Raw genomic sequence first — 16,016 nt, 5'->3', positions numbered from 1 at the left:
CCAGAATATATCATGGTTTCAGAGAAGGGGCAATTCTGATAGAGGAGATTCAATTGGAAAAGGGCAAAGGCCAATATTATTAAACATAGTTAACTAACTGTAACCGTGATAACAATGCCTCGAGATATCACAGAGATGTGTTTCGGAATTGAAGGTGATACTGCCATAGTCACCGGTGCTTCCTCGGGTCTTGGTGTTGATTTTGCGGAGGCGCTAGCAGAAGCTGGAGCCAATGTTGTGATTGCCGCAAGACGATACGAACGACTTGTTGAAAATGCAGAAAAAATCATGGAAAAAAATGATGATGTCAGAGTTTTACCAGTAGAGACAGACGTAACTAAAGAAGACCAAGTCATCAACATGGTCGATGCGGCCGTTGAAGAATTTGGTTCACTGGAGATTATGGTCAATAACGCAGGAATAGCAGCTATGGAACCGTCAGTGGATATGCCACTCGATGTTTGGAAAAAGGTCATAGATGTCAATCTCACAGGCGTGTTTCTTACAGCTAGAACAGCTGCAAGACAAATGATAGAGCAAGATTTCGGCAAGATGATCAATATCGCATCGATTTACGGAGCTGTGGGCGACAAGTTCCATGCTGCACCCTACTATGCATCAAAAGCAGCCGTCATCAATCTCACACGGGCGTTTGCAATTGAATGGGCACCATACAACATCAACGTGAATGCGATAGCCCCAGGATTCTTCCCGAGCGAGATGACGGAAGATATTCTGGACGATGAACAGGCAAGGCAGCTCATCAAGTCAAGAACAGCCCTTGGAAGGGTAGGAGAGCCTTTCGATCTTCAAGGAGCTCTGATCTACCTCGCATCACCAGCTTCAGACTACATGACTGGTGAAACCCTGTTCATAGACGGCGGCTGGACAGCGCTTTAGCCACATCATTTTCGGTTTCGAAACCAAATTAGTGTAGAAGGTTGGTCGGGGCAATTACAGGTCCCGACTATTCTTTTTGTCGAATGGATAGACCATTTTCCCATTCTTGAAAACAATCATTTCTCCGCCTCTGAATTCAGTCCAGTCATGATTCCCTAGCCGACGTGTTGAAACAAGTACGCCTTGTATGTTTGGCTCTTCAATGCCATCAACTAGTGAGGTTCCCACCTTCACCTCGCCATATTGTTTGTCTTCATCTCGTAATTCAAAACTCCGGGATGTTTTCGATAGCGAAAGAAACCGTAATCCAGCATTGTGATCGTTTTCATCTGAATAACAGAACAGCATATTCCCGTTTGAAAAGAGGCAATTTAGTGTGTTATCGGGGGTGTTCATATCCTGCAATAGGCTCTCAATTAGAGCGAATTCTCGAGAACCCCAGCTTTCAATGGACCGCTGTCTAATAGTGTCCAGAAGGTAGCAAAACGCTCGCTCTGAGTCAGTCTCACCAACAGGCTTGTAGAAATCGGATGTAAGGGATGATACATCCTGTAAGGTGCCATTATGTGCAAATGCATATTCCTGTACGTGGGAGCCGATACTAAGCTCTCTGTAAAATGGGTGGGTGTTAGCATAGCGTTTCCCTCCACGTGTTGAACGACGGACATGAGAGATAAGGGTGCAAGTCCGAGGGTAATCTTCTACGAAATCGAATAACAAACTCTTGATTGAAGGCATTGGTTCCTTTATCACGTGGAGTTTATTCTCACGATAATAGGCCACCCCCCAACCATCAGGATTCTCTTTTCCACGAAGCTGGAATAGGTCAAGTGAAATTTTCGTATTGATTGGGTGACTGAAGTTGAGTCCGAGCAAGTCGCACATCCGTATTTCCCATTTTCTTGTACGCATATCCATGCTATAAGGACACTTACTCAGCCGGGATGTTTTACTAGTGGTCTGGATAAGGGGGAGATAGTTGAACTCTAATGTAGTAGTTCCTTTTCGGAAATACTGTGGAGAGAAAACTATACAATGGCTATTTCAAAAGACTGGCTGCGTAACCGTGTTCAGACATTCATTCAGGAATCACCAATCAACTCCCTGGGAGAGGGTACAGATGAAAAAGCCTGGGCCAATCCTCTGATGGGTTTCTCGAATGGAGCAGACCCACTATACAAATTCTACAAAGAAGATATAGGAGATTTCATGCTCACACCAAAAGAAGCGTTTCTCCAGAAGTTTCCACGAGCTCAGCTCGAGGCTTCAGATCTTACTCTTTTGACTTGGATTCTTCCCCAGACTGAGGCTACGAAGATGAGCCAAAGGAAAAGAACAACGTTTCCTTCAGAAAAGTGGATGCGAGCAAAAGTATTCGGCGAGGAAGTCAACAATAAGTTAAGAGAATACGTGGTGGATTCTCTATCTGAGCAAGGTTATCGGGCAGTTGCTCCAGTTCTCATGCCAGAGTTCCGCGAGAAATTCTCCGAGGATTATAGTTATGCATCTACTTGGTCAGAACGTCATGCAGCTTATGCGGCTGGTCTAGGTACATTTGGCCTTTGTGATGGTTTGATTACTCCTCTTGGAAAAGCCATGCGATGTGGGTCAGTAATTGTGGAAGCAAAAATCCCCCCTTCCAAACGACCCTATTCAGACCATAGAGAATACTGTTTGTTCTTTGTCGACAATTCATGTACTGATTGCATTGACCGATGTCCTGTTGGTGCGATTTCTGAAGAAGGTCATAACAAAGGAAAATGCGTGGAGCATTTGGAGAAAGCAAGGAAGAGGGCAAAAGAAGGATATGGCTTTGGGTCTGATGCATGTGGATTGTGCCAAGTTGGGGTACCGTGTGAGTCCGGGATTCCAAGAAGTTCATCACGGAACACCTGAAAAATCATGAAATCCTCCCGGAAGAAACGGCCATTCAAGCCAAGATGACAGTCGTGATGCTGAATTCTCTTGTGGGTGTTTAAATCATCTGGCAGAAACCAATAATAGGTTCAAATCATGCAGTATCTCAAAATACTAAGCCCCTTGAGTCGATTCGCAGAGATGATTTCAACCTACTTCGTCGAAATCTGGGACTTTCTAATCCTCATAGGCAGAATTTCGGGAGCGATTGTAGTTCTAGCAGGGGCCATATTATGGTTTACTGAGGCTAACATTGGAAAAGGGCGAAGTCTTGTCATGAGTGGCATAATCCTGTCAATCGTTGTGCAGTACTTCGTCATGTATCCACCGGATTTTGTGCTTGGGTAGTTTCTCCAATGTAGAATTCAGTCGAGATACAGAAGTATGAATATGATCCCTTGATTAATCTAGAACATTGTATACGGCGCCTAGCTACACCGAGAGACACATCCATACATAGCACGAATATAAAAAGTTTTCATCTAACTGAATTGACAAGCATATGAAAAGTTTTATCTAATAGTAGCGACAAAATCAGGTTTATGCCTTCCTCGAATGATACACTAGAACTTACTGGAGATGACATTATAGCAGTTGGCAGTGCTTTAGGTACTGCGTCCCGCCTCAAAATCATACGGCTCCTGCAAGAAGAGGGACCAATGATGATCACAGAGATTGCAAAGAGGCTCGATATGACAGAGGCAAACTCAAGCGCTCAGGTCAAAATACTTGAAGAAGTAGGTATTATCGAAGCAGAATACGAAGCTGGAAAACATGGTCTGAAGAAAATCTGCTCAGTAAAGAAAAACAAGATTGTCTTCAAACTCTAGGCCCCAATACACTTCCAATCGCCTAGAATGAATCTCTTGAAAATCAAACGTAACCAAATTGGCAACTACAGTGCTATTTTCGGTCTGTTTGCTGGAACTCGGGCAAGTGAAATCGCGATTGATGTCAACATTTCACTCTGCCAATTTCTTTAGGTTCAAATCACTAACGCGAGTTCGTATCCGTTTCCCAAGCTTGTCAATTTCCCTTCGTAGATGCTCAATTTGCTGACTTCGCTCTTCAATCGCTTTTTTCTTCTTTTCATCCGTTTCCACGTACTCATCATACGCTTCTGCCCATTCATCTCTTGTCTCACTGATTTGACGCTTCAAGTGTTCGTACATCATCTTCTTGACATGTACAGTGTTTCTAAGGGTGAGGAGTTTTGTCTCGTAGTCTGAAACAGCGTTTGCCAGTTCATCTTCAGCATTTCTGAGTTCTTTGCGAAGCTCAAGCAGCTCGGCCATTTGTTTTCCAATCTCGTCCTGTTTCAAAACCTCAGAATCTCTTACCAAAGAAGTGACAGGGTCTAAATCAGGAAGCTGAGTGGCAGTAGCATCTGGAGATGATGAAACTGCAGAAGATGATTCCGTTTCCCCAGATGTGGTTGCTTCTGCTGTCGCCGCTCTACGAGACTTCTCAGTTTGTTGAAACATCATTTCGGTCAATTTCATGAAAGCTTCGTCAATGTTCTCCCCTGTCAAAGCTGAAGTTTCAATGAATACTGCTTCCGTGTCCAACTCCTCACTAAACTTCTGTGTAAATGCCTTACCCTCTGCAGGAGACACAATCTCCCTTTCCGGCCGCGTATTCCGAAGATCGATTTTGTTCGCCGCCACAATGACTGGCGGTAATTCGCCGATAAAGCCATGAGCTTCAACAAGCCACTTCGAAGCATTATCAAAAGTTACACGATCTACGACGGAATATACGAGAATAATACCACTACAACCCTGATAATATCGTTTGCGTAAACTCTTGAAAAGAGGTTGACCGGCAATATCCCAAATTACAAGCTGAGTTCTAGTATCATCATAAGTTACGGTTGTATGGGCAAAATCTACACCCAACGTTGGAAGATAACTCGCCTTGAAGCCAGAACCCAGATACTGTCGTCTTATCGACGTCTTTCCTACGTATCCGTCTCCAATCAGGCATATTTTGAACTGCCTGCGGATGCCTTCCGTCATTAGACTCATCTCCTCCATTGCGAAAGGCGGCGCGGTCGATATTTTGTTTAGAAAGTATATAGGAGTATTGTGTTTGTGGTCTTTCAATTTGATGAAAACAGAAACAACCTGGTTTCTTCAAATAGCAGAAATCGAAAAACCGACGAAGTATACAAGACAAATTACTATATATTTAGATTTTGCTTCAATTCAATCGGGTTCTGATATCGTTAGTTGGCCTCGAGGAGGACGACACGGAATTGGAGACACTCCGGAAATTCGCTGTTATGGGGGTAGTTGCTATTGTAGCCCTATCTGTATTCGATAGTAGTAACCTCAATCTCCCACTTAGTGATGGATTCAATAGGACGAACGAAAATCTACAGGATTTCGATTCCCGAGACACGAAAGAAAAGGAGGACATTCCAACTCCCACGGGGGAAAATACCCTTTCCGATTCTGGTTCTACAGGGATTCTCAATCCTGCAGATGTTGAGCAATCTGGTTTCATTTCGACCGGATTTAAAAACGCGAGAACAGATAGCAGCTTTAATACAAACACTACACTCGGTATTGATATTGCGAACAACTGGGTAGCTAGCAAGGCTTCAGCTGATATCTGGAATCTTGAAAGAAGATATGTTGTCAACGGCACCTTCGATGATGGAGTGCCTGGACAGTACAAAGTTCAGAATGACACTCCGGTCTACTATCCCTATGGCTGGAGAGTGAATAGAACAACGACTAATACTGAGACCACACAGGTTGCAGGCTATAACGACGCTGGATTTGCCATTGTAGAAAACCGAGGAACACCGCTTGCGGGTAGTCCGACAAAATACGAGCATACCGCGGGAACCAAGATTCGTTGGGAACAGAATATAACCAATGTGCCATATACTGAGAACTTCACGTTGAATTTCAGGTATCGGTATGTGAGAGGGCCAATAGACCGGCCCGGGGGTGAGTATAATATTGGAGGAAATTGTTCGCTGAATGTCTTCATCAATGGTTCTGTCGTATGGAAACAGATGCTTACAGTCGTCAGTGAGAGAGAAATATGGATAGAGACAGGTGACATCCCCTTCAACATTCCTAACGCAACGGACACATTGGAATTTGCTATAGGCATTCTAATCGACGACAAACTTGAACTTAATTCAGAATCAGATTATGACCAAGATGGTTCTGAGGACGGCCTCGATAATACAAGGTACATAACAGTGAACCTTGATGATATTGCATTCACTGGAATCAGCCCCCCATATTTTGAAGAAGTGGATTTCAGGTTCCATGCAGGTAATGAAACTACCGCCGTTACGGGATCCTCGGGAAATGCAAGTAGGACAATTCAGAAGTCTGAATACTGGTCAACTGAACAGTTGGATATTACTTTTACTTCAAACGTAAGCATCTCATTCAGCTATAATGTGGATTTACTGGAGCATAGATTTCTCAACTCAAGTTGGACGACAAGCATAGAAAAGCAGGGAGTGTCGTACAGTGTATATCCCAATCAAAGTGCAGAACTAATATTGCACACATATTTGGGAACCAGGGGCGATTATGAAAACTTCAATGTAACAATCAGGTATCCGGATGACTGGGAGAATGAGACAATCTACGACCCTTTTCTAAATGATGTAACTTCCGACTGTATAGTAACACAAGGCATGCTTGTCATTCCAACTTCCCTTTTTGATTCGCTTGGCTGGTGGAAAATTGCGTTTCAGTCACCCAACTATGCTAAATCACTGAATTCACAGGAATATGTAGATGGTTCTGATTGGATAACGGCCACTGAATTCAGACCTGGAAATATTACCAGGGCAACTGTTGAAATTGGAACTGAAACGGAAACCCCGGTTATATCAGACTCAGTAAACCTCACTTGGTACCTTCCAAACGGTACAATCTGGTGGTCTGAATCAAGTACTGCAGGAATAGAGGGATCCCTGAACTCCAGCTCCCTAACTTTTGGCACAACTAATACTACTGCAGGCCAGTGGTATATCGAAGTTGAGTGGATAAATGGATCAGAGGTGGCTTACACAACAGCTTCATTCTCACTGATTCACATTGGCATCCTATCAGCTGAATACAACGTTGTGGAGGGAGATGTTGGACAAACAGTAACTAGTATTCTCCGCTTTCAAAACGGGTATACAGGAGAGTATTTGATGAGCGATGATGCCACGCTACTGGGAAACTGGTCGGGAGATTCAGTTCAATTCGCTCCGAATGTACTGAAGAATTGGTGGGAAGGGGATTTTGATACTTCACTTGTGGAAGGTGGTAACTTCACGGTTCTTGTACAAGCATCAAAACCATTCTATGATGGCGTGAACTGTACGTTCTACATTGTTGCCACTTACCAAACCCAAATGGAAACTGATGCTCCTTCAGATATTCCAGCAGAAACTGGATTGAACGAGAATTATACGGTCAATGTATCGTACTCGCTATCAAATGATACAGGCATTGGAGGAGCAACCATTAACGTTGACTATTCAGGTCCTACCGATGGTTTGGAGGTTTATTCCCCGATTCCTCAATCCACGGGGGAATATCAGGTAACGATGATTGGCAGACAATCCGGTACTTATGTTGTGACAATTGAAGCTTCAAAAAACTTCTATTATTCGGGGTCTGAGGACTTCACCTTGGTAGTCGATGAAACTGGAACAAATCTCATTCAGCTGAATGGGACAGGGGATGTTGTCAAGTTAGGTTTGAGCTACAGATATGTTGTTCAATACGAGAACTCGTCCGGGGGTGGGCTAGAGGGAGCCAACGTAACTATCGTCGATATCGATCCATCTTCAGGTCTTGAGGTTGGTGAAACAAACAGTCTGGAAGATGGATTCTATTCCATTCTCTTGACTGGGTTCTCTTCCGATACATATACTATTGTAGCAAAAGCAAATCTGACAAATCATGAGACGCAGTACAAGACCTTCTCCATTACTGTAAGTGAAATTCCTACAAGTCTTACAGCCTCACCTTCCAGTAGCACAATCGCCGTTGATTTAACGCAGACTGTGAATCTCACATTCGTGGATGAGAACAGCAACGGCCTCGAAGGTGCCACCATATCAGTACTCAACCTGCCCGAGGGTCTCGAAGTTCTGCAAATCGAGAATCTAAGTCAAGGCAACTACTCGGTGGTTCTTGATCCAACTGAGGTTGGATCATACTCAATCCTTCTAAGAGCTAGTTTGCAGAATTATCAGAATTCAACAGTTGGTTTCAGTCTTCTTGTTGAGGAGATTCCAACCGCTCTGGTATTCTTAGACAATGGCGCATCGGCTTCCGTTAATTACTCCGAAACATATGCCTTGGAAATGGTTTATGCAAGGACAGATTTGAATCAAAATATCACCGAGGCGAATGTCAGTGTAACTCTCGGGCAGTCAAATGGTCCTTTATTCACACTTGAACAAATCGGCGACATCTATAGAATTTCGTTTGATACGTCGAAGATAGGATCATGGACACTTAATATCGAAGTAGCAAAGGGAAACTATGAAACCAAGACTGGCGAATTCAAACTAACAGTGCAGAGCATCCAAACTAGAATTACAGATTTGACTTTGCAGGAGGATTTGCTCTATGGTCATACCTACAGCTTGGACTACAGCTATCGTATTAGCTCGAACAGGTCAGGAATCAACGGGGCAGATGTTTCAGCAGCAGGCATAGATGATGACTGGATTGAGGTATTCTATCAGGGGAACGGATTATACAGAATCAATTTAACCCCAACAAGCCTAGGCACCCATTCTACTATCTTCACCTTCTCCAAAACAGGTTATGCATCTCAAACATCACTTCTCGAATTCCATGTTGATGAAGTTACAGTAGGGATTTCAGTACTTGATGAACTAACTGATATTGCAGGAGAAGAAAAAACACTTAGAATCCGTGTCTATGAAGTCGATAGAGACACCCCTGTATCAAACGCAACACTCACATATCTTATGTTTGGCTCAGAGAGGGGATTGTGGAAACAGGGAACATTCAATGAAGAAGAGGACGGTATCTATTCGACTACATTTACCATGCCTCCCGCAGACAATCAAGACTACCGTATCGAAATCAGATTGGATAAACCGTACCATGTATTGGAGCAGGATTCTGGAAGTTTTGATGTGACCCCGTATCTAAGCGAAGAGGCTCTTATGAGTCGTGTCATCACAACCTACGTGCTCCCCTCATCCATTATGTTGGCAGGTTTGTTGGTCGTGTACCGCGGCTATATTTTATATAAAAGAAAAAGACAAGAGGAAATCATCGAGCAGAATCGTATCAAGAGGATTTTCACAGATGTTCACAACCTGCTTGGAGTGTTGATTCTCAACAAAGACAGCGGTATTCCCGTCTACTCCAGAATCATCAAGGAAGGGCTTGACGATACAGTAATCTCCGCGTTCATATCAGCGATTACTCAGTTCAAGTCCGAATTTGACCTGGCACAACCCTACGAAGAATGGAGTGTAACCCCCATTTCAGATTTGATTAGGATAATAGCCACGAAGAATCTGATATGTGCATTCATCGTCTTGCGCGAACCAAGTGATGCACAGAAAGAGAAGATGAAGATGTTCACGCGAGAGGTGATCTCTGTCTGGCAAGATGTCTATAGAGAAACTCCATCGGAAGTCATTGATTCGACTACAAGGACGCAATTCGACGAATTGTTCGATGATATACTTGACGCATCACTACTCAAGACTCACAAAGTAGGCGATTCGCAACAGCTTCCCGATGAACTCAAATGCCTTGAAGATGGGCTTGAGGGAATCGATACAGATAGTTTCGAACTATATAAGCTGGCACAGAGTTTGGTGAACTGCGGCATTGAAGAACGAAAGGCGTTCAGTGTCGTAATGGAAGCTTTGCAGAAAGGCGCAATAGTCGAAAAGGATGGAGCCGCACCCGAAAGATATCGAGGCTCCTAGAACGGTTGACTACCATAGCCAAAAAGAGCATCAAACTCGGTGCTTCTTGACGGAGTAAGTTTTACAGCAATTCCAAAAAATCTGGATATTTGTTTTCCAACTCACTACTTCTCGCAGTAAAGATGTGATAGACAGCACAAATGGTAAAAACATCAAAAAGGGTAACTATAGACGAGACAAAATTCTATATGGTCAAATTACGAATATATTGAAGCCCGTTCGTATATGATCATTTGGCTCTGAGGAGGAAAATATCGAATTGTGCCCATCACGGAGATTCGTTGTCATAGGATTCCTAGTTGTTCTATCATTGTGCGTAACTGATAGCTATAATCGCGGATTTCACATGAATGATGTAGCGAATGTTTCAAGGTCAAGAGCTAAAGAATTTGACGAGATTACAAGACAAGATAGCGAAAATATCTCAATGCCTCCAAGAACCAACATTTTGTCCGATTCAACCTTGGAAGGAATTCTCAATCCTGCAGATGTTGAGCAATCTGGTTTCATTTCAACAGGGTTCACAAATGCAAGGACAGACACCAACTTGAATACGAATACTACCCTAGGTATTGACACTACGAATGGTTGGCTAGCTAGTGAAGCAAGGACTGATATCTGGAATTTAGAAAGAAGGTATGCAGTAAATGGTACCTTCGATGACGGGATTCCGGGAGAATACGTGATAGTGAATGATACACCAATATACTATCCTTATGGATGGAGGGCCGATAGAACAACAACAAATACCGAACAAGAACAAATCGCTGGTTATGACGATGATGGATTTGTGATAGTTGAAAACCAGGGAAGAAAGGTGGGGCCAAGTGGAAGACAATTCACTCACGAAGCAGGAACGAAGATTCTCTGGAAACAGAATATCACCAATGCACCATATACCAAAAATTTCACGCTAAATCTCCGATACATGTACGTAAGGGGGCCATTGTACGGGCCAGGTGGGGCTACTGATCCCGGTGATTGCTCGCTGAAAGTATTCGTTAATGGGTCTTCTGTATGGAGTCAGAGCCTTCCAAATCTCACTCAGAGAAATGTATGGATAGAAACAGGTGATGTTCCTGTCAACATTGGGAATCCAGGAAATACCCTGGAGTTTGCTGTTGGCATCGTAATAGATGAGACAATGGCATTGAATGCAGATGAGGATTACAATAATGATAGCTTATCAAACGGTTTCATCAATACCATTTACATAAGAACACAAATCGACGATATTTCATTTACTGGACTCAATCCACCCTCTTTTGAGGAAGTCAATTTCGAATTTCATGCTGGAAACGAGACCACATCAGCCACCGGTTCCCTAGGAAATGGAAGTGCAACGATACTCAAGACCGGGTATTGGTCAGTTGAACAGCTAGAAATAGCTTTCACTTCGAATGTCAGTATCTCATTCGGTTATGAAGCACGCTTGCTAGAACATCGATTTCTCAATTCGAGCTGGACAACAAATGCAGAAGAGACAGGGGTGAGTTACACCGTCTATTACAATCAAAGTGCCGAACTGATTTTGCATACATACGTCGGAACGCAGGGGGATTACCAAGATTTCAATGTGACAATCAGGTATCCCCCCGACTGGGAAAATCTGACGGTCTATAATCCATTCCTTAGTGATGTAACCGTAGGATGCACGATAACCCAAGGCAAACTCCACATTCCTACTCCACTCCTTTCCTCCCTAGGATGGTGGGAGGTTAGGCTTGAATCGCCAAACTATGGAAAATCACTCACCACACAGAAATATGCAGATCCGTCCGGTTGGATCACAGCCAACGAATTTAGACCAGATAATATCACTAGAGCATCTGTTGAGATAGGAACAGTATCAGATATACCCGTTTTATCGGACCCAGTGAATCTAACATGGTATCTTCCCAATAACTCAGTTTGGTGGTACGAATCGAGCTCTTCCGCAGTAGAGGGATCCCTAAACACTAGCTCGGTAGCTTTCGGTGCGATGAACACAACCGCAGGCGAATGGCATATCGAGATGAGATGGTCAAATGGGTCTGAGATCGCTTACATGTCATCATCATTCTCACTATACCATATCGCCGTTCTGACCCCCGAATATGGCATCGTGGAAGGTGATGTAGGGCAGACTATCACGAATGTGCTTCGTTTTCAAAATGGCTACACTGGCGAGTATCTGATGGATGATGATGCGATAGTAATCGGAAACTGGTCAGGAGATTCAGTACAGTTTGCCCCCAATGTAATTAAGAACTGGTGGGAAGGCGATTTTGATACTTCGCTATCAGGTGGGGGGAACTTCACAGTTCTTGTGCAAACATCAAAACCGTTCTATGATACCACGAATTGTACCTTCCACATTGTTGCCACATACACAACTCAGATGGAAATAGATGCTCCTCAAGATGTTCCCGCAGAAAGCGGTATGAATGAACCGTATACGCTGAATGTGTCCTATCGATTCTCGAATGGGACAGGCATTGAGGAAGCAACAATCGAATTTGAGTACAGTGGGACTACAGGTGGTTTAGATATTGGTTCTGTTGTACCGCAAGGCTCCGGAGACTATCAAGTAGCAATTACGGGGCGGCAATCTGGAACGTATATTGTCACGGTTGAATCTTCAAAGAAGTTCCATCATTCTCAATCCGATTCCTTCACACTCATTGTCAATGAAACAGGAACCATACTCACGCAGGTCAATGGCACTGCATGCTTTGTGAGATACGGTCTTGACTACAGATATGTAGTTCAGTACGAGAACTCTACGGGTTCTGGTCTGGAAGGAGCCAACATTAGTATCGAAAATGCAGAACCTTCAACAGGACTTGGATATGATTTAGCAACCGATGTCGGAGACGGATACTACTCCATTCTCTTTACCGCGTCAAATACGACAACGTACACCATTGTGATTAAGGCTACCAAGACGAATCATGAGACCCAGTATGGTACATTCACGCTCACCGTAACAGAAGTTCCCACAACATTGACGCTCAACGTTACTAGTGAAACAATCTCCATATATGATCAATTCGTTCTTGGCTTGTCTTTTGAAGATGAATCAGGAACAGGAGTATCTGGGGCTACTATTACCCCTGAAAGCCCACCTGCAGACCTCGAAATTTCATCAGTTACAGACTATGGTGATGGTAACTACTCCCTTGTCATCGACCCGATGTACTTTGGAACATACCTGTTAACATTCTCGGCATCAAAATCGAACTACAAGAGTGCAGTAGATTCCTTTTCACTGGTAGTCGATGCTGTTGATACAAGTCTGACTCGAGAGAATGGGACAGCAGCCACATTGCCTTTTGGGGAAACATACAATCTTGTTGTGCGCTATGTAAATAGCTCAGGCTATGGTATTGAAGGGGCCTGGGTGTCAATTGTGAGCGTGACACCTGAAACTGGGTTGGACATTGGCATTACTCATGACTTGGGAGAAGGATACTATTCCATTCTTTTGAATGCTACATCAACTGACACGTATAATACGCTCATAGAAGCCAATTACACGAATCACAAAGTGCAATACGCAACCTTCACGCTCACCGTCACCGAGATTCCTACTTCGTTGACCCTCAATGTATCAAGCGTGACAATCTCGGTTGAAGAGCAACTCATACTTGGGCTTGTTTTCAAGGACGAGTTCGGAACAGGGGTGTCAGGGGGCACTATCACAGCTGAGAACCCGCCTGCAGAGCTAGACATCTCCACTGCTACCGATTATGGTGATGGTAATTATTCACTGATCATCAGGCCAATGCTCTTTGGATCATATCTTCTAACGTTCTCAGCCTCTAAGGGGAATTACCTGTCTGGCTATGATTCATTCTCACTGAATGTTGACGAGGTTGGCACAACACTGATTCGTCAGAATGGAACAGCAGACAGCATACGATTTGGTCAGTCATACAATCTGGTTGTAAGATATGTAAACATCTCAGGATATGGTTTGTTCAGTGCCAACGTCACGGTTTCCAGTGTATCACCAGAAATCGGGATAAGCATCGGTACAACCGAAGAACTTGATGATGGATACTACAGCATTCTTCTAACATCCACTTTGGCCGATACGTACACGATTGTCATTAAAGCAAGTCTCACGAATCATAAGACGCAATTCACGACCTTCTCGTTGACAATAAGTGAAATACCTACGAGCCTTACGTCTTCAACAACATCAAACACAATCGCCTTTGATTTGACTCAGACGGTAAACCTAACATTTGTAGATGAGGATCTCAATAGGCTTGAGAATGCCACTATATCAGTGTTGAATGCTCCTGGAGGGCTGGGTGTTTCAGATATCAAGGAACTGGGTGATGGAGTATACCAAGTCATTCTTGATCCAAGCGAAATTGGGTCGTACTCGATTCTACTAAGAGCCAGTCTGACCAATTATCAGAACTCGACAGTTGGTTTCAGCTTGCTTGCGAAAGAGATACCAACCAATCTCGAATTCCTACGAAGTAGTGGATCAGCAGCGGTGAACTTCTCTGAACCATTCAACCTAGAAATGGTGTACGCCCGGACGGATTTGAATCAAAATATCACAGGAGCTAATGTCAGTATTGCCCTGATTCAACCATATGGTCCCTCTTTCGCCATTACGGCTTCTGGCGAAATCTACAATGTCATATTTGACACCTGTTGCACAGGATCCTGGACCATTAACATCGAAGTGAACAAGGAGAATCACGAATCCAAAATACGTGAATTCAAACTGACGGTAGAGAATGTCGACACTAGAATTACCGACTTAACTTTACAAGACGATCTTCTATACAATCATACATACAGCTTAGACTACTACTATCTTATTGATGCGAATCGAACAGGTATCAGTGAGGCAGATATTTCCGTATCGGGAATTGATAGCGATTGGATTCAGGTGTTCTACCAAGGAGCAGGGTTGTACAGAATCAACCTGACCCCAACAAGTCTTGGCGCTCATTCAGCTATCTTCACGTTCTCCAAAACAGGATATGTGGCAGGTAGCTCAACGCTTGAGTTCAGGGTTGACGAGGTTCCAGTCAGTATTTCAATTCTTGACGAATTGACTGACATTGCAGGAAGGGAGAAGACCCTACGCATTCGGATTTACGAGAAAGATACGAATAGACCCGTTTCAAACGCTACGGTCACCTATCTGATATTTGGCTCAGAAAGCGGATTGATGGAACAAGGGGCATTCTCTGAAGGAAGTAACGGCATATATGTGGCTATCTTCACAATGCCATCCGCAGATAACCAAGACTATCATCTCGAAATCAGAATGGATAAACCCAACCATTTCATGGAAGAAAGTTCTGGGACATATGCTTTAACTCCATACTTGAGTGAAGGAGAAATAATGAGTCGATTTATCACGACATACGTAGTGCCACCCTCTATCATAGGAGTGGGACTGGTTGTTGCCTATGGAGCCTATGTGATTTACAGAAGAAAGAAGCAGGAAGAGATTAGTGAGCAAAACCGCATCAAGAGAATTTTCGCGGATGCACAGAATCTGCTCGGAGTATTAATCCTTCACACAAAGAGTGGTGTTCCGCTTTATTCACGAATTATCAAGAAGGGTCTTGATGATACGGTGATATCGGCATTCATATCGGCGATAACGCAATTCAAAGCCGAATTTGACCTTGCGTCTCCCTATGAGGAGTGGGATGTAACCCCCATATCCGATTTAATCCGGATAGTAGCCACTGAGAATCTCATATGCGCATTCATTGTTCTGCGAGAGCCGAGTGACTCACAGAAGGAGAAGATGAAACTATTTGCTCAAGAAATCGCTTCTATCTGGAAAGATGTCTACCAAGAGACACCCTCTGAAGTGCTTGATTCCGAAACCAAGAGGCAGTTTGACGAGCTGTTTGATGACATCTTGGATGCAAGGCTATTGAAGAAACACAGAGTTGCTAATGCATCAACTCTCCCAGACCAATTACAATTTGTTGAAGAGGGTACAGAAAGAATTGAAGCAGATGGATTTCTTCTACAGAATCTAGTTCAGAGTCTGGCAACACGCGGCATCGAAGACCGAAAGGCCTATTCCATCATAATGGATGCATTGGAAAACGGTGCTATAGAAGAAGAACATACCGTGAATGATGGGTTCCAAGATCTCCCGAGTAGCCCACTAGCATAGTACCATCCCATACACAGTTACATTACATGGATCCAAGCTCCTCTGAACCGGAGACCTGTGACATACTGCAGAGGTGAGGCGATGAGA

The 16,016-nt window shown here is 43.7% G+C and carries 8 protein-coding genes; 6 read left to right on the top strand and 2 right to left on the bottom strand.

What is annotated here, in order from left to right:
* The first annotated feature begins 135 nt into the window (after positions 1 to 135).
* On the top strand, positions 136 to 900 hold the full coding sequence (locus tag GF309_11745; protein MBD3159455.1) for a glucose 1-dehydrogenase: 765 nt from the start codon (positions 136 to 138) through the stop codon (positions 898 to 900).
* A gap of 54 nt (positions 901 to 954) precedes the next feature.
* On the opposite strand, the gene GF309_11740 is transcribed toward GF309_11745, so the two are convergent.
* Positions 955 to 1,818: a hypothetical protein gene (locus GF309_11740; GenBank protein ID MBD3159454.1), complete on the bottom strand. Its 864-nt coding sequence runs from the start codon at positions 1,816 to 1,818 to the stop codon at positions 955 to 957.
* Between the two features lie 117 nt (positions 1,819 to 1,935).
* Between GF309_11740 and GF309_11735 the strand changes: the two genes are divergently transcribed.
* From GF309_11735 to GF309_11725, 3 genes are all read left to right on the top strand, one after another.
* Entirely contained in the window at positions 1,936 to 2,796 is an 861-nt protein-coding gene (locus GF309_11735) for an epoxyqueuosine reductase (GenBank protein MBD3159453.1), read from the top strand.
* Positions 2,797 to 2,913: 117 nt separating this feature from the next.
* On the top strand, positions 2,914 to 3,165 hold the full coding sequence (locus GF309_11730; protein MBD3159452.1) for a hypothetical protein: 252 nt from the start codon (positions 2,914 to 2,916) through the stop codon (positions 3,163 to 3,165).
* A 194-nt stretch (positions 3,166 to 3,359) separates the two neighbouring features.
* A complete protein-coding gene (locus GF309_11725; GenBank protein ID MBD3159451.1) occupies positions 3,360 to 3,647 on the top strand; it encodes a helix-turn-helix domain-containing protein in 288 nt (95 codons plus the stop codon).
* A 132-nt stretch (positions 3,648 to 3,779) separates the two neighbouring features.
* On the opposite strand, the gene GF309_11720 is transcribed toward GF309_11725, so the two are convergent.
* A complete protein-coding gene (locus GF309_11720; GenBank protein MBD3159450.1) occupies positions 3,780 to 4,853 on the bottom strand; it encodes a GTP-binding protein in 1,074 nt (357 codons plus the stop codon).
* Between the two features lie 221 nt (positions 4,854 to 5,074).
* Here GF309_11720 and GF309_11715 point away from each other — a divergent pair, with 221 nt between their 5' ends.
* Positions 5,075 to 9,775 (top strand): hypothetical protein, encoded by a 4,701-nt coding sequence (locus GF309_11715; GenBank protein MBD3159449.1) that lies wholly within the window; start codon positions 5,075 to 5,077, stop codon positions 9,773 to 9,775.
* Between the two features lie 259 nt (positions 9,776 to 10,034).
* A complete protein-coding gene (locus GF309_11710) occupies positions 10,035 to 15,929 on the top strand; it encodes a hypothetical protein (GenBank protein ID MBD3159448.1) in 5,895 nt (1,964 codons plus the stop codon).
* The last annotated feature ends 87 nt before the right edge of the window (positions 15,930 to 16,016 follow it).

It is taken from the genome of Candidatus Lokiarchaeota archaeon, from assembly GCA_014730275.1.
Classification (GTDB): domain Archaea; phylum Asgardarchaeota; class Thorarchaeia; order Thorarchaeales; family Thorarchaeaceae; genus WJIL01.
Note: the sequence above shows the minus strand (reverse complement) of the source record. Positions and strands in the feature narration are given on the sequence as shown.